The sequence below is a fragment of the Streptomyces sp. NPDC001292 genome (assembly GCF_042896465.1).
GTDB lineage: Bacteria > Actinomycetota > Actinomycetes > Streptomycetales > Streptomycetaceae > Streptomyces.
In genome coordinates this window covers 46,235-72,948 of sequence record NZ_JBIAXG010000031.1, presented here as the reverse complement: position 1 = coordinate 72,948, position 26,714 = coordinate 46,235, and the positions used below count along the sequence as shown (strand labels likewise).

Annotated in this window: 21 protein-coding genes; 11 read left to right on the top strand and 10 right to left on the bottom strand. The window is 68.6% G+C overall.

What is annotated here, in order from left to right:
• Nucleotides 1–14 precede the first annotated feature (14 nt).
• Together ACFY4A_RS28315 and ACFY4A_RS28310 are read left to right on the top strand one after the other, a co-directional pair.
• On the top strand, nucleotides 15–887 hold the full coding sequence (locus ACFY4A_RS28315; RefSeq protein ID WP_390832167.1) for a trypsin-like serine protease: 873 nt from the start codon (nucleotides 15–17) through the stop codon (nucleotides 885–887).
• A 635-nt stretch (nucleotides 888–1,522) separates the two neighbouring features.
• Nucleotides 1,523–2,932 carry a hypothetical protein gene (locus ACFY4A_RS28310; protein ID WP_390832166.1) on the top strand — a complete coding sequence of 470 codons (1,410 nt, stop codon included), beginning with the start codon at nucleotides 1,523–1,525 and terminating at the stop codon, nucleotides 2,930–2,932.
• Nucleotides 2,933–3,404: 472 nt separating this feature from the next.
• Here the strand turns inward: ACFY4A_RS28310 and ACFY4A_RS28305 are convergent, their stop codons facing one another.
• A complete protein-coding gene (locus ACFY4A_RS28305) occupies nucleotides 3,405–4,475 on the bottom strand; it encodes an LLM class F420-dependent oxidoreductase (protein ID WP_390832165.1) in 1,071 nt (356 codons plus the stop codon).
• Nucleotides 4,472–5,257: an ABC transporter ATP-binding protein gene (locus ACFY4A_RS28300; RefSeq protein WP_390832164.1), complete on the bottom strand. Its 786-nt coding sequence runs from the start codon at nucleotides 5,255–5,257 to the stop codon at nucleotides 4,472–4,474. Before ACFY4A_RS28300 ends, ACFY4A_RS28305 begins: the two co-directional genes overlap by 4 nt.
• A gap of 257 nt (nucleotides 5,258–5,514) precedes the next feature.
• Between ACFY4A_RS28300 and ACFY4A_RS28295 the strand changes: the two genes are divergently transcribed.
• Entirely contained in the window at nucleotides 5,515–6,540 is a 1,026-nt protein-coding gene (locus tag ACFY4A_RS28295) for an ABC transporter substrate-binding protein (RefSeq protein WP_390832163.1), read from the top strand.
• A 227-nt stretch (nucleotides 6,541–6,767) separates the two neighbouring features.
• Nucleotides 6,768–7,517: an ABC transporter permease gene (locus tag ACFY4A_RS28290; protein WP_390832162.1), complete on the top strand. Its 750-nt coding sequence runs from the start codon at nucleotides 6,768–6,770 to the stop codon at nucleotides 7,515–7,517.
• 356 nt (nucleotides 7,518–7,873) lie between these two features.
• On the opposite strand, the gene ACFY4A_RS28285 is transcribed toward ACFY4A_RS28290, so the two are convergent.
• From ACFY4A_RS28285 to ACFY4A_RS28260, 6 genes are all read right to left on the bottom strand, one after another.
• A complete protein-coding gene (locus tag ACFY4A_RS28285) occupies nucleotides 7,874–10,984 on the bottom strand; it encodes a ThuA domain-containing protein (RefSeq protein WP_390832161.1) in 3,111 nt (1,036 codons plus the stop codon).
• A gap of 72 nt (nucleotides 10,985–11,056) precedes the next feature.
• A complete protein-coding gene (locus ACFY4A_RS28280) occupies nucleotides 11,057–11,932 on the bottom strand; it encodes a sugar phosphate isomerase/epimerase family protein (protein ID WP_390832160.1) in 876 nt (291 codons plus the stop codon).
• Complete coding sequence (locus ACFY4A_RS28275; protein ID WP_390832159.1) at nucleotides 11,929–13,158, bottom strand: substrate-binding domain-containing protein; 1,230 nt, start codon at nucleotides 13,156–13,158, stop codon at nucleotides 11,929–11,931. The genes ACFY4A_RS28280 and ACFY4A_RS28275 overlap by 4 nt, the downstream gene beginning before the upstream one ends.
• Nucleotides 13,155–14,174, bottom strand: coding sequence for an ABC transporter permease (locus tag ACFY4A_RS28270; RefSeq protein ID WP_390832158.1), 1,020 nt, complete (start codon nucleotides 14,172–14,174; stop codon nucleotides 13,155–13,157). Before ACFY4A_RS28270 ends, ACFY4A_RS28275 begins: the two co-directional genes overlap by 4 nt.
• On the bottom strand, nucleotides 14,171–15,178 hold the full coding sequence (locus ACFY4A_RS28265) for an ABC transporter permease (protein ID WP_390832157.1): 1,008 nt from the start codon (nucleotides 15,176–15,178) through the stop codon (nucleotides 14,171–14,173). Before ACFY4A_RS28265 ends, ACFY4A_RS28270 begins: the two co-directional genes overlap by 4 nt.
• Nucleotides 15,175–16,662 (bottom strand): sugar ABC transporter ATP-binding protein, encoded by a 1,488-nt coding sequence (locus ACFY4A_RS28260; RefSeq protein WP_390832156.1) that lies wholly within the window; start codon nucleotides 16,660–16,662, stop codon nucleotides 15,175–15,177. Before ACFY4A_RS28260 ends, ACFY4A_RS28265 begins: the two co-directional genes overlap by 4 nt.
• 140 nt (nucleotides 16,663–16,802) lie before the next feature.
• On the opposite strand from ACFY4A_RS28260, the gene ACFY4A_RS28255 reads away from it, so the two are divergent.
• From ACFY4A_RS28255 to ACFY4A_RS28245, 3 genes are all read left to right on the top strand, one after another.
• On the top strand, nucleotides 16,803–17,990 hold the full coding sequence (locus tag ACFY4A_RS28255) for an ROK family protein (RefSeq protein ID WP_390832155.1): 1,188 nt from the start codon (nucleotides 16,803–16,805) through the stop codon (nucleotides 17,988–17,990).
• Between the two features lie 153 nt (nucleotides 17,991–18,143).
• Nucleotides 18,144–18,623 (top strand): hypothetical protein, encoded by a 480-nt coding sequence (locus ACFY4A_RS28250; protein WP_390832154.1) that lies wholly within the window; start codon nucleotides 18,144–18,146, stop codon nucleotides 18,621–18,623.
• A gap of 4 nt (nucleotides 18,624–18,627) precedes the next feature.
• Complete coding sequence (locus ACFY4A_RS28245; RefSeq protein WP_390832153.1) at nucleotides 18,628–18,978, top strand: carboxymuconolactone decarboxylase family protein; 351 nt, start codon at nucleotides 18,628–18,630, stop codon at nucleotides 18,976–18,978.
• Between the two features lie 257 nt (nucleotides 18,979–19,235).
• Here ACFY4A_RS28245 and ACFY4A_RS28240 read toward each other — a convergent pair whose 3' ends face one another.
• Together ACFY4A_RS28240 and ACFY4A_RS28235 are read right to left on the bottom strand one after the other, a co-directional pair.
• Nucleotides 19,236–20,741: a long-chain fatty acid--CoA ligase gene (locus ACFY4A_RS28240; protein ID WP_390832152.1), complete on the bottom strand. Its 1,506-nt coding sequence runs from the start codon at nucleotides 20,739–20,741 to the stop codon at nucleotides 19,236–19,238.
• On the bottom strand, nucleotides 20,738–21,859 hold the full coding sequence (locus ACFY4A_RS28235; RefSeq protein ID WP_390832151.1) for a TauD/TfdA family dioxygenase: 1,122 nt from the start codon (nucleotides 21,857–21,859) through the stop codon (nucleotides 20,738–20,740). The genes ACFY4A_RS28240 and ACFY4A_RS28235 overlap by 4 nt, the downstream gene beginning before the upstream one ends.
• 359 nt (nucleotides 21,860–22,218) lie before the next feature.
• Between ACFY4A_RS28235 and ACFY4A_RS28230 the strand changes: the two genes are divergently transcribed.
• The 4 genes from ACFY4A_RS28230 to ACFY4A_RS28215 all read left to right on the top strand — a co-directional run bounded on the left by ACFY4A_RS28230 (nucleotide 22,219) and on the right by ACFY4A_RS28215 (nucleotide 26,695).
• The gene (locus ACFY4A_RS28230) at nucleotides 22,219–23,241 is read left to right on the top strand and encodes an AraC family transcriptional regulator (RefSeq protein WP_390832150.1); all 1,023 of its coding nucleotides are present in this window, start codon (nucleotides 22,219–22,221) and stop codon (nucleotides 23,239–23,241) included.
• Between the two features lie 369 nt (nucleotides 23,242–23,610).
• On the top strand, nucleotides 23,611–24,669 hold the full coding sequence (locus ACFY4A_RS28225) for a 3-keto-5-aminohexanoate cleavage protein (protein ID WP_390832149.1): 1,059 nt from the start codon (nucleotides 23,611–23,613) through the stop codon (nucleotides 24,667–24,669).
• Between the two features lie 100 nt (nucleotides 24,670–24,769).
• On the top strand, nucleotides 24,770–25,741 hold the full coding sequence (locus ACFY4A_RS28220; RefSeq protein ID WP_390832148.1) for a quinone oxidoreductase family protein: 972 nt from the start codon (nucleotides 24,770–24,772) through the stop codon (nucleotides 25,739–25,741).
• Between the two features lie 36 nt (nucleotides 25,742–25,777).
• Nucleotides 25,778–26,695 carry a TauD/TfdA dioxygenase family protein gene (locus ACFY4A_RS28215; protein ID WP_390832147.1) on the top strand — a complete coding sequence of 306 codons (918 nt, stop codon included), beginning with the start codon at nucleotides 25,778–25,780 and terminating at the stop codon, nucleotides 26,693–26,695.
• Nucleotides 26,696–26,714: the final 19 nt, after the last annotated feature.

Below are 26,714 nucleotides of genomic sequence, written 5' to 3'. Positions count from 1 at the left end.
CGAAGGGGTTCTTCTTGACCGCCATACGCGCCACCACCATCACCGCGGCCGCCTGCGCCACCGTGCTCGCCATTGCGTCGCCCTCGTCCGCGATCAGCTCCTACAACGCGGTCCCGGCCCCCGAACGCACCGAGGTCGGCGCCCTCGTGGCCACCTGGGACAACGACGGCGATCCGGATACCCCGGACCGCGTCGACTGGGTCTGTTCCGGCACGATGATCGACGCGGACACCTTCCTGACGGCCGCTCACTGCACCACGGACTGGCCGGACAACGTACGGTTCTACGTCTCTCTCGACCAGGACGTCCAGGCCGGACTGGACGCCGCCGCGAAGAAGTACCCTGGTGACCCCGCCGCCCAGGCGAGAGCCGTCGCCGTCCAGGGCACGGCCCACAGCCACCCCGGCTACCCGGGCCCCGCCGCCGACACGCACGACATCTCGGTCGTCGAAGTCCCCGCCGCGAAGATGAGGTCACGCTGGTCCTTCACACCGGCCGCGTTGCCGACCGCCAACCAGATCGGGGCGCTCGGACCGCAGAAGCTCAACTCCACCGACTGGGTTGTCGCGGGATACGGCACCCAGGAGGCCGTGAACGGACCGGGCGGCCAGACCCACCCGGGTGGCGGTGTCCGGATGAAGGCACCGGTGAGCTTCGACGCCCTCAACGATTCCTGGGTGCACCTTGCCATGACCGCGCCGCAGGGCAACGGCGGTGCCTGCTACGGCGATTCGGGCGGACCCAACTTCGCCGTCATCGGCGGTAAGCGCATCCTCGCGGCGACGACCATCACCGGCGACAGCCCGTGCTACGCCACTAATGTCACGTACCGGCTGGACACTCCGGGAGCGCGCGCCTTCCTGTCGCCGTTCGTGCAACTGCCGTAACCCTCCGAGCGCACAGGGCCAGGTGGTGCCGGTGGCGGGCCGCGCTGCCGGTACCACCCGACTCAGCGCGTTCGATGGGGCAGTCGGGATGACCACCGGGCGGTGCACCGTGAGTTGGCCTCCGGCCGGGTGTTGCCGGCCGTGCTGTGGCGCGGCGGCGGGGGCAGGCTGAGCGGGAGACCCGGCAGGTTTTGACGGATCTCGCTGTCGCGGGTGCCGGAGCCGGCGCGCCTTTTGCTTCTGCCAGGGCTGGTCCGGCTGAGCATCGGCGGGCGCGTCGAGCCTCCTCGTTCTGTGCGGGCTCGATCCGGTGCAGGCAGTGGAGGTACCCGGACGCCGAGTCGGTGCGGCCCACGCAGCGCCTGAGCCGGTACCGTCCGAGCCTCCGACCGGACCGCGGGTCACCCCTCTGACACAGCACCGCCTGGCGGCTCTGCCAGCAGCACGGGCAGCGGCATCGGTCGTTTCCCGGCCGGGGAGGTGGAGGGCCATGGTGGGCCCTGCGTCGTCGGTTGCGAGGCATCCCGCCGCCGGGGTGGACCCATCGCGTTTCAGGGCAACCTTCCGGGATGTTCGTTGGTCATGAGTATGCGTCACCGATCCGGTGCGCCAGATGTCCGAGTTACGGGGGTCCCATGACGCCTCTCGCCGCCGTGCGGCGTACCATCTCCGCGTTTGTGCTGGCCGCGCTGGCCGGCACGGCGCTGGCCAGTCCTGCCCATGCCCAGGAGGAACCGCTGCCGGTCTCGATCACTGGCCCCGACAACGTGAACCTCTCGCTGCACCCGGAGGCCGGTGAGCCGGGTGAGCCTCAGATCGAGCTGGGACTCCGGGCGCCCGGCGAGCCGGTACCGGACGAGGACGGCATCATCTGGCCGATCCACACCGGCGAATACACGGTCACCGTGGACGCGAGCTCCCTGGCCGGCGTTGCCGCGGTGGACTTCTCCCAGCTCGGCGGGTGGCAGGGGTGCTCCGTCGACGGGCTCGTCGCCACCTGCAGCGACTACGAGATCTACGCGGGCCAGGACTTCAACGACCTCGGCGGCATCCGCCTCGATGTGACCGACGAGAGCGCCGCGGGCGACTTCGGCGCCATCGAGATCACGGCCGCGGGCGAGGGTCTGGCCTTCACCGGGCACACGGTGGACGTGCTGGTGGGCGGCCCAGAGCTGCTGATGAAGCAGCTGACCGAGCCCGAGGGCTTCCAGGCCGGTGACACGTTCCAGGCGCCGCTGGGCTTCCGCAACGTCGGCGGGCTGGGCGGCGACGGCGTCGTGCTGCGGATCTCCGGCAGCCGGGGCCTGTCCTTCCCCAGCACCTTCAGCAACTGTTGGTACGAGCCGCGTGACCCCGACGATGTGCTCGGGAGTTCCACGGCGGTCTGCATCTTCGACAGTGAGTTCGCCGGTGAGGCGGCATACGGGCTGAGCGCGCCCTTCCCGATCGAGACGGCTGGTTTCGCGCTGTACGACGTGATGTCCTACAGCTTCAGCGCGGTGCCTGCCGAGCAGGCGCGGGCGCTGCTGACCGAAGGCGGCTACCAGGCGGGTGACGGGTCGGCGCTGGAGCTGGTCCGCGTGCCGGACGCGGACCCGGCCGATTACACCCGCTACGCGGAGATGGACCTCCCGACGGCGAACACCTTCGACCTCGATCTGACCGGTGAGCGGATGCGGGCCCGCGAGGGCAGCACGGTGTCGGTGGACATCGGCTTCGCCAACCGCGGCCCCGCCTGGCTGGCCGCGCTCCGCTCCGGCGGCGAACCGATCTCCTTCTGGGTCGACCTCCCCCCGGGTACGACGGTCACCGCGGTCCCTGAGGACTGCCGGCCCGGCTGGGAGGGCGCCGAGGGCGACTACCTCTGCTTCATCGACACGCCGATCCTGGAGGACGCCTCCCGTACCTTCACCTTCGGCCTCCGCGTCGACGAGGTGATCAAGAACGCCACCGGCCGGGCGTTCTTCGCGTACACGATGCCGAACGAGGGCAACCCGGCGAACGACTCCGGGGCGATCGTGCTGAACCCGGTGGGCAAGCACTGATCGTAAGCCGTCCGGTCACAGCGGGCCGCCCGGAAGGGCAGGCCCGCTGTGACCGGACGGCGGAGCTCAGTGGCCCCGCGCCACTCTTCGCACGCCGCGCGGGGCCGGGGCGACCGCGGCGCCGGATTGGGCGAAGGCGCGGGCGGTGGCCAGGCCAGCTTGGTGGTGGCCGGGACCGGTGCCCCTGAGAGGCCGTTGCGTTCGGCTCTTCCAGTCGGCAGCATCTTGGGCCTGATCGACAGCATCGGTCAACGGATCAAAGCCTAGGCAGGGGCTGTCCGACTGACCTGGAGTCACTGGCATGGCGCTGCGCCTGGGCGACATGCGAGGTCGCTGGTCCGGGTTGCTGCCCCCACGCGCCCCTGCCTGAGGAATCGGCCTAGCTCAGCCGTGCTGATCCGATCGGGTCTGGCAGGGACGGATCGGCTGGAGTGGGCGGTTCAAACGGCCGACGGGGGATTGAACCGCCGGGTCAAGAGCTCATCGCGGATCCGGCTGGCGCGCCGGGGCCCGATGGTGAAACGCAGAGGCTGGCGATCCGCTCTTCGCCTGGGGGATGAGGGTCTCGGCAAGCGCGGGGTGCCCCGGCCTTCACGCCCTCCAGCTGCGGGAGCACCTCACTCGCGATGAGTTCCAGGTGGTCGAGGTCAGTGAAGTCGGTCAGTCGCAGATGGAGCCGGCTCGCGCCGATCGCGGCGAACTCGCCGAGCCGCTCGACGAGCTGGGCGGGGGAGCCGACCACCGGATCCTCCGGCGGCAGCGCGCTCTTGACGTGCAGCGGGGCGGCGCGCCGCTGCGCCTCCGCGTCGGTACGGCCGATCGCGACCACGACACCGGCCGAGAGCACCAGCGGTGGCCGACCGGTGTCGGCCCGACCGGTCCGGTCGCACGCCTCGGCCACCCGCTGGTACGCCTGCGCCGTCTCCGCCACCGACTTGAAGGGCATGTTGAACTCGTCGGCGTACCGGGCGGCCAGCGCCGGGGTGCGCTTGGGGCCGCGGCCCCCGACGATGATCGGCGGCCCCGGCACCTGCACCGGTTTCGGCAGAGCGGGCGCGTCGATCAGCCGGTAGTGGTCGCCGCGGTAGCTGAAACTCTCGCCGACCGGTGTCCGCCACAGGCCAGTTATTACGGCCAACTGCTCCTCCAGCCGGTCGAAGCGCTCCCCGGTGGCCGGGAACGGAATGCCGTAGGAGGTGTGCTCCCGTTCGTACCAGCCGGCGCCGATGCCCAGCTCTACGCGCCCGCCGCTCATCCGGTCGACCTGTGCCACCATCACGGCCAGCGGGCCGGGCAGCCGGAAGGTGGCCGAGGTGACCAGGGTGCCCAGCCGGATCCGAGAGGTCTCCCGGGCGAGCGCACCCAGGGTCAGCCACGCGTCGGTGGGGCCGGGCAGCCCGGGATCGGCGCCCATCGCCTGGTAGTGGTCGGCCCGGAAGAAACCCTCGAACCCGCCGGCCTCGGCGAGCTTGACGAAGCGCAGCTGATCGTCGTAGTCGGCGCCGCGGTGCGGCTCGGTGAACACGCAGATCCGCACGGTCATCGCCCTTCCACGCCGGCCGGCGCCGACATGTCCCGTTCCATCAGCAGTTCGTGCAGGTCGGCGCTGCACCGGGCCACTTCGCCGAGATGCGCGGTACGGCCCAGCGTCCTCGGCCGGGGGATGCCGATGTCGACCACCTTGCGGATCCGGCCCGGGCGCGGGCTGAGCACCACCACACGATCGGCGAGCAGCACGGCCTCGTCTATCGAGTGGGTGACAAACACGATGGTGGCGGAGTTCTCCATGTGGAGCCGCTGCAGCTCCGCCGCGAGTTCCGCGCGGGTGAGCGCGTCGAGCGCGGAGAACGGCTCGTCCATGAGCAGCACGCGGGGCTCGCCGATCAGCGACCGGCACAACGAGACACGCTGCTGCATACCGCCGGAGAGCTCGTGCGGCCGGTGCTTCTCGAAGCCGCCCAGGCCGGCCGTCTCCAGCAGCCGGTGCGCCCGTACTCGGTGCTCGGCCTTGCGCCAGCCGAAGATCTCCACAGGCAGCAGGACGTTGTCGAGAACGGACCGCCAGGGCAGCAGGGCGGGCCGCTGGAACAGCATGGCGACGTCCCGCCGGGCTCCGGTGACCCGTTCGCCGCCGATGGTGATCTCACCCTCGGAGACCGGCAGCAGTCCGGCGATGAGCCGGAGCAGTGTGGACTTGCCGCACCCGGACCGGCCCACCACCGCCACGAACTCGCCCTCGGCGATGTGGAGGTCGACGCCCTGGAGCGCCACCGTAGAACCGGACCGGCTGGTGAAGGTCCGGGATACACCGGTGAGTCTGATCATCCGGCGGTCGCCCCCATCCACTGGCGATGAACAATGCCGGCTGGTTTGTAACCCCGGGTCAGGTTAGCCGGACCAGGCGGCTCAGCGGTACCTGTCGTCCTGTCGGTAAATTCTTCCCACCTGCTGTCACACGGGCGGGGTTCTCGTACGCTGTCACTCGCGAAGTGTCATGTACCCGGCGGTTCCGTTACGCCGTTCTGTCTCGACGACCCCTCCGCCGGCGCAGGTCAGCGGTTGGAAAGGACAACACGGTGCACATGAACAGACTCGCCCGTACGGTCGCCGCGATGGCCCTGGCCACGGTGCTGGCGCTTGTGTCGGGGTGCGGCGGATCTGACTCCGACACGGCCGCCGGTGGGGACGGCACGGCGTTGGAGAAGGTGACCTACCTGACCTCGTTCGGCAACTTCGGCCGGGACGCGTACGCGTGGGTCGCGAAGGACAAGGGGTTCTTCAAGGAAGCCGGCTTCGACGTGGAGATCAAGCCGGGCCAGGGAACCGGCGGCGTGATCGCGGCCGTCGTGGGCGGCCAGGCGCAGTTCGGCCCGATCGACCTGACGGGCGGTCTGCTGCAGATGGGCAGCGGCCAGGCGAAGGACTTCGTCGCGGTGGCCGCCATCCAGCAGCGCACCATGGCCGCGATCGCCACCACCGAGGGCAAGGGCATCGCCGCCCCCAAGGACCTCGAGGGCAAGCGTCTCGCCGACACACCCGGCTCCGTCGTACGCAACCTCTTCCCGACGTACGCCCGACTGACCGGGATGGACGTCGGCAAGGTGACCTGGGTCAACGGCGACGCGCAGACCCTGATGGGCACGCTCGCCAGCGGCTCGGTGGACGGCATCGGCCAGTTCGTGGTGGGCAAGCCGACCATCGAGGCGGTGACCAAGAAGAAGGCCGTCCTACTGCCGTACAGCGACGTGATACCCGATCTCTACGGAAACGTACTGATCACCTCGACGAAGATCGCCGAGCAGAAGCCGGAGACGGTGAAGCGGTTCGCCGCCGCGCTGCTCAAGGGCCTGGAGTACAGCCTGGCCAACTCGAAGGAGGCCGCCGAGATCCTGAAGCGGAACGTGGACGCCACGAATCCGGCTGCTGCGGCGGCCGAGTTGGACCTGATGGCCGCATACGTCGCGCCCGGCAGTTCCGGCTCCGCGATCGGGACGCTGGACTCCGGGCGGGTCGCGAAGAGCATCGCGATCCTGCAGGGCGCGGGTGCGCTGCCGCAGGGCATGACCCCCGAGCAGATCATCGACTTCGACCTCGTACCGAAAGCCTGATCACACGGGTTGCCCGAACGTGTGCTCCCCGGTCGGCGACCGGCGGGGAGCATCGACACTGCCGCCCCGACTCCGCGCTGAGCGGCCAGGGTAAGGGGAGGCGGGCGGCCCGAGGAGGATTGATGACCGAACTCTCGCCGCCGCAGCAGACCTCAGCGGCGGGCCCGGAGCCGGTGCCGGTGCCGGTGCCGCGATCCGGCCTACAGCGCGGGACGGGTACAGGCACCGTGCTGCTGCCCTCGGCCGGGCTGCTGGTCGCCCTCGGCGTGTGGTGGCTGCTCACGTCGGTGCTGAGGGCGGTCCACCCGGCGGTGCTACCTCCGCCCAGTGACGTGCTCTCGGCGTTCACAGCAGCCCCGGCCCGGTTCCTGGAGCACACCGGCGACACCACGGTGGAGACGCTTGCAGGCTTCGCGCTCTCCACCGCCTGCGGAGTTCTGATCGGGCTTTCACTGGCCGGCTCGCTGTTACTGGAGCGGATGTTCACGCCGCTGCTGGTCGCCGTCAACGCAGTTCCGAAGATCGCGCTCGGGCCGCTGCTCGTGGGGGCGCTCGGCTGGGGGCAAAAGCCGGTCCTGACCATGGTCTTTCTACTCTGCTTCTTCCCGATCGTGCTTTCCACCGCGACCGGCCTCACGTCGACCCCGGCGGACCTGGCCGAGCTGGCGCGCTCGCTGGACGCCTCGCGCTGGCAGGCGTTCCGGAAGGTACGGCTGCCCGCCGCGCTGCCGCAGATCTTCGTCGGGCTGAAGGTGGCCATGCCACTCGCCGCGATCGGCGCGGTCATCGGCGAGTTCCAGGCCGGTGAGAGCGGGCTGGGCTATCTGATAGTGCAGGCCAGCGGGGTCGGCGACGCCGCCACCGCCTGGGCGGCGATCATCCTGATCGGGCTGATGAGCATATTGCTCTACTTCGCATTGGTGCTGATGGAGCGGTTCGCGCTGCCCTGGGTGTGGGAAACCACCTCGCGCAACTGACCCTGGCTGGTCGGCCTCGTGCGTGCCGGTACATCCACGAAGGCCAGGAGCCGCTATGGCATCCTGCACAAGGGCTCAACTTGTAGGGCGCGGAGAATCACCGCTTGACGGTGTGAGGTCCCGCGAATCCTGGGACGGTGTGAGGGTGGTGCAGGTCGAAGGCCGGAGACTCACTGCGGATCCGGGGCGTGAGGTGAAGTTGTGGCGCGGCGGCGGACAGGAGACCTCTGCCCGCTGGTATCCGCCCAAGCCGCGTGCCTTGCTTGCACAAGGAGCGCAGGACACCGGCAAGGTGGTCGATGAGCTCGACCAGGTCCTTGCCGGTGCGCTGCGTCACGTGGGCTCCGGGCCGACAGCTACGAACTGCTGAACTGAATCGCGTCCACGTCGAACGAGTTGTTCTGGGGCGACGTGAAGCGCAGATACAGCCGATGGGTTCCTTGCAGCGCCTGCACCGCGACCGCCGCCGTGGACTGGTAGTTGTCCCAGCCTCCGGTGTTCGGCACCGGTGTCGTCGCCAGCAGCGGCCCGTCAGGGGCGTCCGCGCGCAGCTCGATCGCGCCGACCCCGTACGGGGAGGACAGTGTGTAGCTGACCTGGTTCACTCCCTCGACGGACATCGGCTCGAAGGCGATCCAGTCACCGTTGCTGATGTCCCCGATCCGCTTGCCGTTCTCGGCCCCGGACTGGGAGATGATCCTGGTCCCGGACTGGGCGTTGTAGTACTCCGCCTGCTTGTGCTTCGGCTGAAGCACCGCCCGTCCGTACCCGGTCAGCGCGCTGACGCCGTCGCCTCCGCGGTCCGTGTACTTGGCGTTGAGGACATACGTCAGATTCGCCCCCTCTGGATGGCCGCCCAGATCGCCGGTGTCGATCGTTCCCTCGCAGCCGGCGATGTCCGTGGTCGGGTGCTCGTGGTCGTCATGGCCGAGGGCCGGATTGATGGTGACCCTGGAGCAGTCGATGGTGCCGTCCTCCGGGTCCGTGACCGTGATCTTGTACGGGATCTCGTCGCCGAAGTTGATCAACTTGCCGTTGACCGGGATGTCGATGGTGACCTTCGGCGCCGTGTTGCCCGCCGCGATCGGGATATTGGCGAAGGCCGCCTTGCCCGAGGAGTCGGTGACCTTCAGCTGGGCCGTGAAGTTGCCCTTGCTCTCATAGGTGTGGCTCGGACCGGCCTCGCTCGAGTCCCAGGTGCCGTTCCCGTCGAAGTCCCAGGCATACGTCAGGGAATCGCCATCCGGGTCATAAGTCCCCTCGCTGGAGAAGTCCACCTTCAACGGCACTGGTCCGTTGGTCGCCGAGGCCTTGGCCTTGACCACCGGGAGGCGTTGGCCCTGCGCGTAGTCGATCCGGTACAGGCCCGAGTCGTTGTTGCCGCCGCCGAAGGAGCTGCCCCACTCCAGGACGTACAGTGAGCCGTCGGGGCCGAAGGTCATGTCCATCGGCTTGTTGAACTTCACCGAGGACAGGAAGTCGTTGATCTTCAGAAGCTTCTCGTCCTTGTCGAAGCGGATCTCCTTCACATAGTTGCGGGACCACTCGTAGAAGAAGCTCGCACCCTCGAAATAGGCGGGGAACTTCGTCTTCGACCGGTTCTTCGGGTCGTAGTGGTAGACGGGGCCGCTCATGGGGGCGGAGCCGCCGCTCCTCATCTCCGGGAACGTCGGAGAGGTGCCGTAGCCGTACCAGATCTCCGGCAGCTGGGCCTTGGGGAGCTCCGTCAGCCCGGTGTTGTTCGGCGAGGGGTTCACCGGCTTGTCGCAGTCGAACTTGGGCCCGATCTCGCCGGTGTCCGGGTCGAAGGGGGCGTACGGCTGGTTGTCGCCGTGGCAGAACGGCCAACCGTAGTTGCCGGGCTGTTTGATGACGTTGTACTCGACCAGGCCCTCCGGCCCGCGGTCGGTGGTCGGCAGGCCGCGGTCCGGGCCGTAGTCGGAAACATGCACGTAGCCCGTCTTCGGATCGACGGTGAAGCGGAACGGGTTGCGGAAGCCCATCGCGTAGATCTCCGGACGGGTCTTCGGCGTGCCCTTGTCGAAGAGATTGCCCTTCGGGATGACGTAGCCGCCGGAGTCGGTCGGCTTGATGCGGAGGATCTTGCCGCGCAGGTCGTTCGTGTTGCCCGCGGTCCTGGCCGAGTCCAGCATCTGCTTGCCCTTGCGCCAGTCGAGCGGCGCGTAGCCCTGCCAGTTGGGGTCGAGATTGGGCGGGACGTCGTCGCCCGTGCCCAGATACAGGGTGCGGTCCGGGCCGAACTCGACAGCGCCGCCCGTGTGGCCGGGCTCGGGGAAGGTACGGTCCCGGTAGGCCGGGACGTCCAGCAGCTTCTTCTCGCTCGCCGGGTCGAGGGTGTTGTCCTTGACGGTGAAGCGCGAGAGCCGGTTGACGTCCTCCGCGCTGCCGGCCGGCGAGTAGTAGAGATAGATCCAGTGGTTGTCCTTGAAGGCCGGGTCGAGCTCCATGCCGACCAGGCCGTCCTCGCCACCGGTGTAGACGTCGAGCTTGCCCGCGGTGGTGGTGGAGTGCGAGGCCGGGTCGTAGATCTTCACCTCACCGGCCCGTTGGATGTAGAAGACCCGGCCGTCCGCGGCCACGTCGAGCTCCATGGGATCGGCGGTGTTGTCGTCCAAGGTGACCTTCTCGTAGCCGCCCCAGACCGTGCCGCCGCAGTCTCCGGGCTCAGCGCCCGCCGCCCATTTCACACCACCGATGACGTGGTCGCGGAACCCCGGTTCGCTGTAGGAGGCGCTGTCGTGGCCCATGGCGGTGGCCCACACCTTGCCGCCCTCGGCTTTGCGGCACCAGGAGATGGGGTGGTCGTAGCCCATGGCGGCGCCGCCCGGGTTGTACGTCGTCTCGTCCGCCGTGACCAGGACGTGGACGTCGCCGCGGGGGTTGGCGTCGAAGTTGTACCACTCCTCCGGCCGCTCCCAGCGCTCCGGCAGGGACTTCGTCGACGGGTGAACGCGGTCGGCCACCTTGGCTGTGCCCTTCAGCACACCCGGCGAGTGGGCGGGCATATGGGCGCCGCCGTTGATGACGTCGTCCCACCAGGGGAACTCGTCCTCGATGCCCATGTCGAGGGTGTTGTGGATGGCGACGACACCGCCGCCGCGGTGCACGTAGTTCTGCATGGCCTCACGCTGGGCCGCGGTGTCCCAGACCATGCCGGAGTTCTGCAGCATGATGATGACGTCGAAGCCCGCCAACTTGTCGTCGGCGAAGACGGAGGAGTCCGCGGTCTGGACGACCTCGAAGTTGTGCTTCGCCGCCTCTTCCTTCACCATCGCGATGCCTGCGGGGATGGAGCCGTGGACGTAGCCGACGGCTTTGGTGAACAGCAGCGCCCGAAAGGCGGGCGCCTTCTCGGCCGCAGCGGCCGGTAGGGCGGTGAGCGCGAGCAGCAGCGCGGTCAGTAACGCGAGCACGGCATTGCGTTTGCCGTGGGCATGACATCTCATGGCTGTTCCTCTCCTTGTGGCGTGCGGTGTTGCGGGGCGTTGTGGGGGGCGTTGTGTGTGTGGGGTCTGCGGTCAGGCGGCGTCCGTCGCCAGCGCTCGGCGCAGGAAGGCCAGGCCCTCGGTGGCGATCGCGTCCTGGGTGGGGGCGAGCGAGCGCCAGACGGAGGCGGCGACGGCGATGGTGGCGTTGTGGGCGGTGAAGGACTCGATGCACAGCGCACCCTCGTAGCCGGTCTCGTGCAGCGCGGTGAGGAAGCCTTGCCAGTCCAGGTGGTCGGCACCCGGGGTGCCACGGTCGTTGGCGCACACCTGGACGTGCACGACGCGGCCCGCGGCCTCACGCACCGCGGCCGGCAGTGAAGGCTCCTCGATGTTCTGGTGGTAGGTGTCGAGGGCGATGCCGATGACCTCCTCGGGCAGGCCCTCCAGAGCCTCGAGCGTCTGGCCCACCGTGTTGAGCAGGCTGGTCTCGTAACGGTTGAGCGGCTCGACCCCGATCCGCACGCCCGCCGCCGCGGCATGTTCGACGACCGGGGCCAGATGCTCCCGCCACTCCTCGTATGCTGCCGACCGCCCGGCGCGGTCCATCAGCCAGGTACGGCCCACGGCGGAGTAGACGGGGCCGGCCACGACGGGCGAGCCGAGCGCGTGCGCCGCGTCCACGCACTGGCGGAGATAGTCCTGGGTGCTGCGGATCGCTGCCGCCTTGGCCCGCACGAGATCGCGCTCCGGCGGCATCACGGCGATGACGGCGGCGGCGTGCAGCCCGGACGATTCGAGGAGCTCGGCGACACCTGCCGGCCGCCAGTCACCGGGCTGTTCCAGGGGCAGCTCCGCGCAGTCGAACCCCCAGTCGGCCAGCCGTGGCAGTACCTCCGCCAGAGCCTTCTCCTTGACCGGCGAGTGCCAGATCCAGGGATTGGCGCCCAGCGCGGGGGAGAAGCTCATCCCTTCCCTCCCCAGTCCTTCGGGAAGCCGGGCAGGTTCTTGCAGCCGCACATCGCGTAGTGCAGGGGCGGCATGCCGGGCTGGAGGTAGTCGTCGAGGTTGTTCTGAGTGACCGTCGGCTGAGGGAGCTTCCACTCCTTGGGTACCTGCTGGCCCGTCAGGATACGCAGGGCGGCGATCACTGGGGTGCGCCACTGGAAGGTCGGGTACGTCGGGGCGATGGCGGTGAGATTCTTGTCTTTCCACGCCTGCAGGAAGTCCTGCTGGTCCTCGCCCGTGATCGGCGGTACGTCCTGGCCCGCGTCCTCGAAGGCCTCGACGGCGGCGACCGAGGTGGCGCCGGAGTCCATCCACACGCCGTCGACGGAGCCGTGCCGCGAGATGGCGTCGGACACGATCGACTTGGTCTTGGAAGGGTCGCCGTCGGTGAACTTCACCTCCACCACGTCCAGGCCGGCCTTGTCGAAGGCGATCTTCGCGGCGGACCAGCGGGTTTCGAGCACGTCCACGCCAGGCGAGATCCTGAGTGCGACGATCTTGCCCCTGGGCTTGACCTTTTCCACCAGGAAGTCGGCCGCGGCAGCGCCGTAGGCATAGCCGCCGACCGGGCTGATGAAGGTCACCGCACAATCGGTCTCGACACCGCGGTCGAAGACGATGACCGGGATCTTGCTGCAGGCCTCCTTCACCGCGGTGGTGAGGGTGGCTGTGGTGTTCGGGGAGACGAGGAGTGCGTCGCAGCCCTTGCTGGTGAGTTCCTGGATATCGGAGATCTGCTTGTCGTCCTTGCCCTGCGCGTCCAGGACGGTGAAGTCGGCGATTTCCTTGTGGAGTGCGACCTCGGCCTTCATGTTCTTCAACCCGACCTGGCGCCATGGGTTGAAGACACCTGCGTTGGAGAAGCAGAGGTGGATGCCGCCCGAGCCCTTCTTCTTGTACTGGGTGGTGTCGGTCATCTCCGGCTCGAGCATCTGCTCCCAGGGTTTGTCCGCCGGGCCTTCGGGGGTGGCCTTCGAGAGGGCGATCTGGCGGTCGTAGTCGGCCTGGTCGAAAAACTTCGACTGCTTGCCGTCGTCCGCGTGTTCAGGGGCGGACGAGCCGGGCCCGAGGCCCGCAGACTCCGAAGGCGTGTCGGTCGAACAGGAGACGAGCAGCACGGTGCCCACAAAGGCTGCGGCGGGCCCGGCCAGCGTCCTTCTGAGACGTATCCAGGTCGTACGGTTCATGAGCTTCCCCCTTTCAAGGGGTGCGAGCGACGGCGGCGAAGCCGGGTCAACGGGGATGAACCAGCGGCTCCCAGTCCGACGGCGGTGATGACGACGAATCCCTGGACAGTGGACTCAAGGGCGCCGGAGACGCCGTTGAGGTTGAGCAGCGCGAAGAGCGCCTGAAGGGAGAAAGCACCGGCCATGGCGGCGACGACAGAGCCGCGGCCGCCGCCGAGGACCACCCCGCCGAGCACGACGGCGGTGATGGCCTCGAACTCGTAGCCGCGGCCGGCCTGCGCCGAGACCCCGGAGAAGCCCGCGACGAGGATGCCGGCCAGGGCGGCCGCGGCGCCGGACAGGACAAAAGCGAGGGTACGGACGCGGGCGACGCGCACGCCCGCGAGCGCCGCAGCGCGTTCGCTGTCACCGGAGGCGATGAGGGTGTGGCCGAAGTCGGAGCGCATCAGCCAGACCGCGCCCGCGCCCGCGGCGAGGCAGGCGAGCACCGCCCAGGGCAGCCAGCCACCGGCGGTGCCGCGGCCGAACTCTCGGAAGCTCTGCGGCAGCGAGCCATGCGGGGAGCCGCCGGTCCCGAAGAAGACCGCGCCCTCGAGAATGAGCATCATGCCGAGGGTGGTGATGAACGAGGGGACGCGTAGGGCCGTCGTGATCAGCCCGTTGACCAGTCCCACCACCGCACCGGCGAGCAGCAGTCCGCCGGTCACCAGCAGCCAGGGGGCGCCGGGGTGCGAGCTGTAGAACTCGGCGGCGGCGACAACGCCCGCGGTGACGATGGCGCCGACCGACAGGTCGAACTCGCCACAGACGATGACCAGATACTGGCCGGCGGCAAGGATCACCAGGGGCGCGGCACGCTTGACGAACGCGAGGAAACGGTCGGGCTCGTAGAAGTTCGGATCGGAGACGGCCAGGCCGGCCAGAAGCAGGATCAGCAGGACGTAGACGGGGGCGCCGGTGCCGAGGGAGGCGATGAAACGCCTGCCCGCAGCGCGCGGGGCTGCGGCCGTGGTCATGCGGGCTGCCTCCTTGTGCTGCGACGCGCATACAGGGCGACCGCGGCGATGATGACGACGCCCCGGACGACGTTCTTGAAGAAGGGGTCGACGGAGAGCTCATTGAAGATGCTGTCCAGGACGGACAGGAAGAGGACGCCGCCGAGGGTGCCCGCGACCCCGCCGCGACCGCCGGCGAGCGCGGTGCCGCCGAGCACGACAGCGGCGATGGACTCGAGGTCGTAGCGAGCCTCGGTGCCTGCCCAGGGGGCGCCGGCGCCGAGCCGGGAGGCCAGGAACAGGGCCGCGGCGCCGACGCAGAGCGAGCACAGGACATGCGCGGAGACGATGGTGCGGCGGGTGCGTATCCCCGATGACCGGGCGGCGTGCTCGTCACCGCCGGTGGCGTACATGTGATGGCCGAGCCGAGTGCGCTTGGTGATCAGCCAGACTGCCGCGGCCACCGCGGTGAGGAGAAAGAGCGAGACGGGGACGGGGCCGATCCGGTCGTAGCCGAGGTGCTGGAAGGAGGCGGGGACCTTGCCTGTCGGCCCGGTGTAGTTGTCCTCGATGTAGCCGCGCAGGATGAAGCCGACGCCGAGGGTGGCGATGAAGGCGTTGACCTTCAGACCGGTCACGATCAGGCCGTTGGCGAGGCCGACTCCGGCGGAGAGCGCCAGCACGGCGAGGACCGCGGCGAGGACGCTGCCGTTCTCCATCGTCTCGGCGGCGACGAGCGTGCCGATGCTGATCACATACGCGACAGACAGATCGAGCGAGCCGGTGAGGATCACCGCGGACTGGCCTACAGCCACGAGACCGAGGGCCACGCCGTTCTGCAGGATGCCGGTGATGGTGGCGCGGGTGAGGAAGTCCTCACCGCTTGCGGTGACGATGATCCAGCCGAGCACGGTGAGGGCGGCGGCAGCGAGCCAGACGCCGGCGACGGGATCGTTCAGCTTGATCGGGCCCGCATGGGGCAGCCGCCGGGGTGACGGGGCGGTTTCGGTCTTCACGGCGGTCATGCGGCGCTCTCCTCGCCGGTTGCGGCGGTGAGGTCGCACGTCGCCAGGAGCATGATCTCCTCTTCCGGCGCTCCTGCGGGGAGTTCGCCCGTCATGGTGCCCTCGGCCATGACGAGGATCCGGTCGCTCATTCCGATCAGCTCCGGCAGCTCGGAGGAGACGATGAGCACCGCCATTCCCTCGCGGGCGAGTTCGCGTACGAGCGTGTGGATCGCCGCCTTGGCGCCGACGTCAACGCCGCGCGTGGGCTCGTCGAAGATCAGTACCTGGGGACGAGCGGCGAGCCATTTGGCGATGACGAGTTTTTGCTGGTTGCCGCCGGAGAGGTACTGGGCCTCCTGGTTCTCGTCCCGGGCGCGCAGCCGGACCCGTTCGAGCAGGCGGCTGACTTCGCGCAACCCGCGCCCGGGCACGGCGCGGGTGACGAGCAGGGCGTTGTCGCGCACGGACTGGCGCAGGGACAGACCCTCCGTCTTGCGGTCCTCGGTGACAAGGGCGAGGCCGCCGCGGATGGCCTCGCGCGGGCTCGTGGGGCGAAGCGGCCGGCCGCCCACGGTCATCTGGCCGTTGGTGAACGGCGCGGCGCCGAAGAGAGCCCGGGCCAAAGAGGTGCGGCCGGAGCCCTGCAGCCCGGCGATGCCGACGACCTCGCCGGCGCGCAGGGTCAGATCGATCCCGTGCAACCTGTCGTTGCTGCCGCCGGTGACGGTGAGGCGGGGATCGCCGAGCTCCTCGGGGCGGGCGCGCGGTGGGTAGTACGAGCCGAGCTCGCGACCGACCATGGCGCGGACGACGTCGTCGGCGTTGGTCTCGTCGGTGTTCAGCGTGGCGACCTTGCGCCCGTCCTTGAGGACCGTGATACGCCGTGACAAGTCGAAGACCTCGCGCAGCCGGTGCGAGATGTAGAGGATGCCGATGCCGCGCGCGGCGAGGCGGCGGACCAGCCCGTACAACAGCTCGACCTCGTGATCGGCGAGCGGCGCTGTCGGCTCGTCCATCACCAGGACCCGGACATCGGAGGCGGCCAGAGCCTTGACGATCTCGACTGTCTGCTGGCGGGCCACCGACAGGTCCTTCACCAGCGTGCGCGGGCCGATCCCGGTCTCGTCCAGCTCGGCCAGCAGTTCCGCGGTACGCCGCTCCATGACGCGGCGGTCGACGAAGCCGCGGCGCATCGGCTCGCGGCCCAAGAAAACGTTCTCGGCGACGGTACGGTGCGGCAGCAGCGCGAACTCCTGGTGGACCAGCCCAATCCCGGCGGCCTGGGCCTGGGCCGGGTGGCTGAAGGAGCGCTCGGCGCCATCGAGGACGATGGTGCCCTCGTCCGGGGTGTACTCTCCCGCGAGAATCTTCATCAGGGTGGACTTGCCCGCGCCGTTCTCACCCACGAGTGCGTGGACTTCGCCGGGTTCGAGGTCGAGGGAGACCTCGTGCAGCACCCGGACTCCGAGAAAGCTCTTCGATACGCGACGCATCGTCAGCATGTTTGGCAATGTCTCGGTCGTGCTTTGTCTTGTCAAGGGTCAAAGTGGCAATATGTAAGGAGAGTTGATGAATGGCTGACATCAAGTGCCGTACGAACACAGGCTTGTTGTCGGACGAAGTCGCCCCTAGTGTTGCTGCTATGCCGACGCCAGGCCGCAAGGTCGCAGGGCAATCCCTTGGCGAGGTGCTCTCGCTGATCAGTTCGGGTGCCGCAACGACGCGCGCCGACATCGCGCGGATCACCGGGCTCGCCCGGTCCACAGTCACCCAGCGGGTGGACGCCCTGATGGCGCACGGCTTCGTCGACGAGGAAGCGGACGGCGGCTCGACTGGCGGCCGCCCGCCGCGCCGACTCGTCCTGCGCACGCGCGAGCACACCGTGGCGGGCGTCGACCTCGGAGCCTCCCACTGCCGAGTGGCGCTGCTGGACATCGGCGGCACGCTGCTGACCGCCCAGGAGGATCCGCTGATGATCGCGGACGGACCGCAGGCGGTGCTCCGTCATGTCGAGCGCGCGCTGCACACCCTCCTGAAGGACGCCGGCCGTAGCCCGCGGACGCTTCGATCCATCGGCGTGGGGGTGCCGGGACCGGTGGATTTCTCCACCGGTCGGCCTGTAGATCCGCCGATCATGCCCGGCTGGCACCAGTACCCGATTCCCGACTTCTTCGACGAGCACTTCGGGGTGCGAGCACTGGTGGACAACGACGTGAACGTCATGGCCCTGGCCGAGCAGCGCCGAGCCTTCTCCAGCACCCGCTACATGCTCTACATCAAGGTCGGCACAGGCATCGGCTGCGGGATCGTCACCGATGGCCGGCTGCACCGCGGTGCCCAGGGGTCCGCCGGGGACATCGGACATATCCGGGTCGGCGAGCGCGAGGAACTGTGCCGCTGCGGCAACTCCGGCTGCCTGGAGGCCATCGCGGGCGGGGTGGCTCTTGCTCGGAGGCTCTCGGCCCTGGGGCTGGAGGCGGCGTCGGGGCTGGATGTCGTACGACTGGTCCGGAAGGGCAACCGGGACGCGATCCGCATGGTGCGTGAGGCCGGCCGCGCGGTGGGCGACGTGTTGGCGGGTCTCGTCAACTTCTTCAACCCCGAGACGGTGGTGCTGGGTGGCGCCCTGGCCGCCGTCCATGAGCAGCTGCTCGCCGGCGTCCGCGAGGCGGTCTATCGCCGCTCGCACCCGCTGGCCACGCATGTGCTCCGCATCGAGCCGAGCCGTACGGGACAGAACGGGGCCGCGATCGGCGCCGGGATTCTGGCCGTCGAGCACGCACTGTCGCCTGAGCAGGTGGACCGGGTGCTGGCGGGAGTGGTCGGCTGACTCTGTCGGCGAATGGGGCAGGGAATACCGCCCGTCCTGCGGCGGCGGGCAGGGCGTGCAGGCGCCGATGCCCTGAGAGGGTCAGCTCCCACTCGGGCTTGCCGTCCGTGAAACGGTGTGGGTGGCAGTGCCATCCTGTCCTCAGGACAGTGGGTGCGGGCTCTGCCCTCCGACTTCCGGGTCCGGACTCTCGACGGGGTCGCGGATGACGGGCCGTTCACGTACGAGGACCTGCGGCCGTTCTACGACGAGGTCACCCACCACATCGGCGCGTCCGGACTCGACGGCGACCCGGCGTACCCGGAGTCGCACACGTTCCCGCTGCCGCCGATGCCGATCGGCAAGTACGGCCTCGCCGCCGCGAAGGGCATGGACAAGCTCGGCTGGCACTGGTGGCCCGCCAAACCGCCGTTGCCGAATGCCTGTCCCCAAGTGTCAAATCAGCCGTCTCCCGAGGTCAAGTATGTGGCGCGCCCGCGGGAATACTGTTGCTTTCGTCACCCGGGAGACGCTGTGATGGTCTGCTGGGCCGGTGGCCACAATCCATCGGTGATGGCAAGAGCTGAGTCGTCAGTCCTGACCGGTCAAAGATCTTGCAGAGGGGCGTACCATGGCGAGTTCTCCGACAGTTGACCAGATGCGTGAGAACGGCAGCTGGAATTCCCTGTGGGATCAGTTGTACGAATGGGATCCCGCGTGGACGGAGCAGTTCATGAAGACGGCAATGATGCCCTGGAACAGCGGGGTACTCGAGCCGAAGGTCGTTGAACTCCTGTGCATTGCGGTGGACGCCGCCTGCACCCACATGTATTCCCCTGGGGTCCGGCGTCACATACGATCCGCATTGGAACTCGGAGCGACCCGGGAGGAGATCCTCGAGGTGCTCAAGCTGTCCACCGTGCTCGGCATCCACGCCTGCAATATCGGCGTACCGATCCTCGCTGAAGAACTCACGGCGCACGAGGAGCGACGCGTCGGCCGCGAGTAGCATCGTCGAACGTCGGCGTTCGACGAGTCACGGGGTGTGCCGGTCTGCCACCCGGCTCGACGATCGGTGTCCAGGCCGGGGCCGGGGTGAGCAGGGCACCGGACTGGTGTGATCGCGGACCGGACCGGCATTCTCGGTGTGCGACTCAGCCCGCTCCGCGTGATTTTCCGGGGCGGCCTCCGTGATCGGCGGACGCCGCTCCGCCGAGGATCTGCGTCGCCGCCCTGGCACGAAGGCCGCTACGGAACCGTGGCCATTCAGGCCTTGGACGTCTGCTGTTCGACGACGATCTCCCGCTTGAGGATCTTGCCCGTTGCTCCCTTGGGGAGCCCATCGGTGAATGTGACGATCCGCGGGTACTTGTAGGCAGCAACCCGCTGTTTGACGTATTCACGTATCTGACCGGCGGTGGTCTGTGCACCGTCCCGGAGCGTCACCACGGCGGCCACCTCCTCCCCGTGGGTCTCGTGCGGCACGCCTACGACAGCGGCTTCGGCGACGGCGGGGTGTTCGTAGAGCACCTCCTCGATCTCGCGCGGATAGACGTTGTATCCGCCACGGATGATGAGGTCCTTCTTCCGGTCGACGATGAAGTAGTAACCGTCCTCGTCGACACGGGCGAGATCGCCGCTGTGGAACCACCCGTCCCGGATGGCTTCCGCGGTCGCGTCCGGCCGGTTCCAGTAGCCCTTCATGACGTTCTCGCCGCGGATCGCGATCTCGCCGACCTCACCCGGTCTCACGGTGGTGCCATCGTCTGCGACGAGTTTGAGTTCGACTCCGCGGACGGGCAGACCGATCGAGCCGGCCTTGCGCGGCCGGTCCGGAGGGTTGAATGCGGCGACCGGCGCGGTCTCCGAGAGTCCGTAGCCTTCGAGCACGGTGACGCCGAACTCCCGCTCGAAGCGCTGGAGTATTTCGACCGGCAGGGAAGCGCCGCCGGAAACGGCCAAGTTCAGTCGGGAGAGATCGTAGCCGTCGGGGATCCCGGCGTGGAGCAGAGCCGTGTACATCGTGGGGACGCCGAGGAAGACGGTGACCCCGTCCCGGTGCATGACCTCCAGCGCTTTGGCCGACTCGAACCGCGGCAGCAAGGTCAGAGTCGCCCCGGCAGCGATCGCGGTGTTGAGAGCACAGGTCTGTCCGAAGGCGTGGAACAGCGGCAGGCCACCGAACAGGACGTCGTTCGGCCCGACGTGGAGCAACGTCTCGGCCGCGGTGGCCGCGTTGGTCATCAGGTTGCGGTGGGTCAGCTCGGCGCCCTTCGGGATCCCCGTTGTGCCCGAGGTGTAAAGGATCACGGCCGCTTCATCCTCCGCGCGGTCGACGATCTGGGGCATCGGGTCGGTGGCCTGCACCAGGGAGCCGAAAACCGTCGGGTCCGTGACCAGGCATTCGGCCCCGACCTCTGCCGCCGCCGCGGCGACCTCGTCTGCGAACGCAGGGCACGCCAGCACGATCCGGGATCCGGAGTCCCGAAGGACGAAGGCTATTTCACGGGCCTTCAGCAGCGGATTCATCGGCACGACCACGCCGCCGGCACGGAGGACGCCGTAGTACGTGACAGGAAACTCGGTGGCGTTGGGCATGACCAACGCCACCCGATCACCCGGCCGGACGCCCTTGGCGTGCAGCAGCGTGGCGACCCGGGCGCTGCTGTCGTTCAGCTCGGCATAGGTGAGGGTCAGATCGTCCTGGCGAACGGCGACCCGGTCGCGTTCGGCCCATGCCGACTCCGCCAGGAGCGTGGCCAGGTTGTTCATTCGGTCTCCCCTAGGATTCGGGTGGATGACGGTGCCCGGAGGCGGCGGGTGCCGCCGGGGCCCGCAGGTTTCTGTGTCGCGATCACGTCCCGGGGGGTGATGCCGCCGCGGCCGGGACCGCATCCGCTGTCGTGCAGGTTTCCCCAGAAGTCCGGCGGCAGGTCTCGTCCCTTGCGCAGGGCCAGCCACAGCCGCAGCACGTGTCGCCGCCGCTCAGGCTCGGCGAAGTCCTCGTACTCCGTGCGGGAGTGCAGAACCGCGTGGTTGTTGAGCAGCAGCAGGTCACCGACCTCGAAGTCGACGTCAAGTCGGAACTCCGGGGAATCGGCCAGTTCGTCGATCAGGTCGAACAACTCGACGTCCGCGGGCTCCAGGCGCGGTACGGCAGGAAAGCGCTGCGCGGACTCCAGGTAACAGCGGTTGTAGCGCAGGCTGAGCTTGCCCCCGTACCAGCACGCGAGCGGGACTGCCGAGTACGGCTGCTCGCCGGGGCCCTGCTCCTCCCGGCGGTCGAGGAAATGGGTCCGGTACAGGCGCTCGAGCAGATCCGGCCGCCACGCCAGCACCTCGTTGTGGACCGCCGCCGAGCTGACCACGGTGATGCGTGCCCCGGAGCGGGCCGCTCGCAGGCACAACAGCCCGAGCACATCGGACCCGTCGGTGTGGAACGGCAGTCTCGCCCTGGTCTGGTAGCCGCGCGTCGCGGGGTCGGCCATGGAACGGCCGGTGTCCCGGGAGTGGCCGAGCATGTGGCCCGCCGCGTTCTGCGACACCGGAATACCGAGGTGCCGACCCAGGCCCCAGAAAATGGTGCTCGCCGCCGCCCGGCTGTACCGCTCGACCGGAATGCGTTTGATGAGCACGAAGCCGCGTCCGTTCTCCAGTACCTCGGCGATGCGTTCCAGCTCACCGGCCAGAGCCGGTAGCGGAAAGTCCTCGGCGCCCACCTTCAGCAGCGGAAGACTCCGCTCACGCACTGTGCGCAGGGCTACCTCGAGTTCGCCGATCTGTGCCGGTGAGAGCCGCAGGACCCACTCCTCGGAGTCCGCCAGGTCCGGGCCCCTCCACACAGCCGGCCCGGTGCAGGGCCGGCGCAACACCTTGATCACGCTTGTCATGGTGGCCTCCCCAGGATCGCGCGCCCCGCCCGGCCGGAGCCGGCGACTCCTCGCTGGCCGGGGACCGAAAACCGCACGCACGACCCTTCTCCTCTCCCAGCGGAGGAACCCCACGACTTTGGCGCCGGCATTTCCGCCCAAGGCCATCCGAATCGAGATTCCTCACCGCTTTCCAGGGCTGGTCAACGGTTGGACTCTTTGCCATGGTGTGCTCCGTCGAATTTCCTGTCGGTCGGGACTGGAGTCCAGACGGCGAGCTCCATCGCGGTGGTGCAACGCTAGGTCACGACCAGGCTCACCGCTTGACCTGACGTGACATCTGACTTATCAACTGGGGACACAGTCCTGGGAGTGCGCCCATGAAGCCCCTTGTCCGCAACGCCGCGCTGAGCGACTACGTGGAGGTCGGCCAGTCGCTCGGCATCGACCCGCGATCCCTGATGAAACACGTGGGCCTGGACCCCATCGGTCTCACGGTCCAGGACAGATGGATCTCCGGCGTGGCCGTGGCCCAGTTGCTCGAGCTCTCGGCGGCCGCCTCACATCGCGAGGACTTCGGCCTGCTCCTCGCCGAGCGACGCCGCTTCTCCAACCTCGGCCGCATCAGCCTGGTCATCCGCGAGGAGCCCGACGTCCGCAGCGTACTGGAGCTTCTCGTCCGCCATGAGTACATGTACAACGAGATGCTCCGCAGCCGGCTCTCCGAGGCGCACGGCCTGGCCAACCTCAAGGTGAGCCTCGACCCGGGTGAGACGATGGCGGGCCGCCAGGCCGTGGAGCTGGCCGTGGGCGCCTTCCATCAGGTCCTCCGCACCTTCCTCGGTACTCGGTGGCAGCCGGTGGCCGTGTGTTTCACACACAGCGCTCCAGCTGACACCCGGACCCACCGGCGCTTCTTCGGCCCTGCCGTGGAATTCGACCGGGATTTCAACGGGATCGTCTTCTACGCCAGCGACCTCGACGCTCCCAACCCCATGTCGGACCCGCTGCTGAGGACCTACGCCCGGCAGTATTTCGAGTCCATCGCCATCTCGAGGGACACGACCGTGCTGGACCGTGTGCGCGAGCTGATCGAAGTCCTACTGCCGACCGGGCGCTGTTCGATCGAGCAGGTCGCATGCAGCCTCGGTGTCGACCGGAGGACCGTCCACCGGCACCTGTCGGCCTCGGGTGAGACCTTCTCCTCCCTGCTCAACGCGACGCGTACTCAGCTCGCCGAGCAGTTGGTGGCGAACCCGCGCCGCTCGTTGACGGAGATCTCCAGGCTGCTGGGATTCTCCGCATCCAGCGCTTTCTCGCGCTGGTTCAGCGAGCGGTTCGGCTGCAGCCCCCGGGAGTGGCGCCGCCGGAGGAACGGGCAGCAAACCTTCGCCGAGAAATGACCACAGGCGATCACCCGCTGCCGGGGACCGCGCTCGCTCACGCGGCCTCGGCCAGGGCCCTGAGCCGACGGCCCGAGCCGGGGCGGGCCGTCCCCAAGTGGTAAATCAGATGTCACCTGTCGTCAAGCATGCCGCGTAGTCGGCCCTTAACGTTGCACTACCGCAAGGGGGACTGCCGGTTCCACGGGACGAGCAGGGATCCTGCCCGCAGCCGCATCTCCCCCGGGGCTCATTGATCGTATCGGGCTGCCCGGCGAGTCCGGAAATCCCCTCTGCCATCCACTCCACCTCTCGCGACGCCCCAGGGCCTCGTATCGCAGGCAGCGATGCGTGCAGCGAGTGAAGACCGATCCTCAAAGGAGACGGACCGTGCACTTCTTCGACGACTCCCTGTATCCGGAGAACCAGGAGAAGCTGGTCATCCAGGCCGCGCCCTACGGGCCGGAGTGGCTGCCCGGTGACGCCGACGACCTCCCGCTCACCATGGATGAGCACGTGCAGGCGGCGGTCGACTGCTACAACGCCGGCGCCACGGTTCTGCACATCCACGTGCGCGAGCTGAACGGGCACGGATCCAAGCGCATGTCCATGTTCAACGAGCTGATGGCCCGGTTGCGCGAGGCTGTGCCTGACATGGTCCTGCAGATCGGCGGGTCGATCTCTTTCGCCCCCGAGGACGAGGGCGCCGACGCCAAGTGGCTCAGCTACGACACCCGCCACATGCTTGCCGAGATCTCCCCCCGTCCGGACCAGGTGACGATCGCGATCAACACCAACCAGATGAACATCGTCGAGCTCTTCGACGACGAGGACATCGAGGGCACTTCGATCGCCAAGCCGGCGTACTACAAGGCCTACCGGGACATGGTGGTCGAGGCCGGACCGGAGTTCTACCTCGAGCACCTCAAGCGACTCCGCGCCAACAATGTCCAGCCGCACTTCCAGCTCGCCAACATGGCGCAACTGGAGACCGTGGAGCGGCTGATCCGCAAGGGCGTCTACAGCGGGCCGCTGGTGCTCAACTACGTCGCCATCGGTGGCGGATTCGCCGGTCGGCACCCGGCCGACCTGATCGAGTTCATCCGCCGCGTCCCCGACGGCGCCGTGCTCACCGTCGAGGCCTCCATGCGCGCGGTGGCGCCGATGAACGCCATCGGTATCGCACTGGGCACGCACGTGCGAGTGGGCAACGAGGACAACCTGTGGCGCCGCAAGGGCGAGCGGATGTCCTCCGTGGAGCAGGTTGAACAGATGGTCCAGATCGCAGGCGCGCTCGGCCGGGAGATCGCCACCGGACAGGAGGCGAAGAAGATCTACAAGATCGGCGAGTGGTACTCGGACGCCGACGAGACCCTGGCCCACCTCGGCATGGTGCCCAACCGTCGTCCCGGCCGGCGTGGCGCCATGCTGCGCGACGTCAAGAGCTGACCCACGAGCAGCGGTCGCGGGACGACACGGCAGCCACCCCGGCCGGCCGCAGGCGGCCCGCGACCGCCCACGCCACACACGAGCAAACGGAGCAACTCTCATGGCACACGCCATTCGCTTCCACGAAACCGGCGGCCCCGACGTCCTGCGGTGGGAAGAGGTCACCGTCGGCGACCCGGGCCCGGGCGAGGTGCGGATCCGGCACGTAGCCGTCGGACTCAACTTCGCCGACACCTACTTCCGCACCGGCCTGTACCCGGCCCCGCTGCCCGCAGGCCTCGGAGTCGAGGCTTCCGGGGTGATCGAGGCCGTGGGGGAGGGCGTGCGTCACGTCGCCGAGGGCGACCGGGTGACCTACACCGGCAGCCCGCTGGGTGCTTACAGCACGGAGCGGGTCATGCCCGCGGACTCGCTGATCAAGCTGCCGGAGGAGATCAGCTGCGAGACCGCCGCTGCGATGACCATGCGCGGCCTCACCTCGGCCTACCTGCTGCGCCGAATCCACCCACTGGAGTCCGGCGACACCGTGCTGCTCCACGCAGCGGCCGGCGGCGTCGGCCTGATCTTCTCCCAGTGGGCGAAGCTGCTCGGCCTCACCGTGATCGGCACGGTCTCCAGCGAGGAGAAAGCCGAAATCGCCCGGGCCCATGGCTGCGATCACATCATCTACTACCGGCGCCAGAACGTGGCCGAGCGGGTGCGCGAGCTGACCGGCGGCAAGGGCGTTCCGGTCGTCTTCGACAGCATCGGCAAGGACACCGTCGCAGAATCCATGGCCTCGCTGCAGCGTCGCGGCCTGCTGGTGTGCTTCGGTACCGCCTCCGGTGTTCCGCCGCTCGATGCCATGCAACTGGCCATCCACGGCTCGCTGTTCGTCACCCGGCCCGCGCTGGCCGACTACATCGCCGAACCCGCCGAACGGGATGCCCTGGCGGGCGAACTGTTCGGCCACGTCTCGTCCGGCCGCATCACGATCGAGATCAACCAGCGCTACGTCCTCAAGGACGCGGTACAGGCACACCGCGATCTGGAAGCCGGACGGACCACGGGATCTTCCGTCTTCGTCCTCTGAACGCCGTGCCCCGCACGTCAACCCAGGAGTGAGCACATGTCCCAGACCGTCCGCCCGAGGGAAGACAGGCCCGCCCTGGTGCGCCCGGGTGTCCTTCGCACCTCGATCAGGGTTGAGCCGCTGACCTGCACCATCGGCGCCGAACTCTTCGGCGTGAACCTCGGCGATGCCGCGCGCGACGACGACCTGTTCTCCGAGATCAAGAATCTGCTCCTGCAGTACAAGGTCCTGTTCCTGCGCGACCAGGACATCACCCGCGCCGAGCACGTCGCCTTCGCCTCCCGCCTCGGCCCGTTGGAGGACCACCCGGTGCTCGGCAGCGACCCGGACCACCCGGGGCTGGTCCGCATCTACAAGGACCTGAACAGCAAACCCGAGCACTACGAGAACGCGCTCCACTGCGACGCGACCTGGCGTGAATGCCCCCCCATGGGAGCGGTGCTGCGCTGCGTGGAGACGCCCGAGGTGGGCGGTGACACGATCTGGGTCAACATGGTCGAGGCCTACCGCAGGCTGCCCGAGCACATCAAGACGCAGATCGCCGGCCTGCGCGCACGGCACAGCATTGAGGCGACCTTCGGCGCCTGCATGCCGATGGAGCGGCGCCACCAGATGAAGGCCCGGTTCCCGGACCCGGAACACCCCGTGGTCCGTACCCACCCGGAGACCGCCGAGAAGATCCTCTTCGTCAACGCCTTCACCACGCACTTCGTCAACTACCACACGCCCGAGAACGTGCGCTTCGGCCAGGACTACGCCCCTGGGGCGGGCAACCTGCTGACCTACCTGATCAGCCAGGCGGCCGTCCCCGAGTACCAGGTGCGCTGGCGCTGGCAGAAGAACAGCGTCGCCATCTGGGACAACCGCTCCACACAGCACTACGCCGTCCAGGACTACTGGCCCGCCGTCCGCAAGATGGAGCGTGCCGGAATCGTCGGCGACAGACCCTTCTGAGCCCTGAGCAGCGACGGAA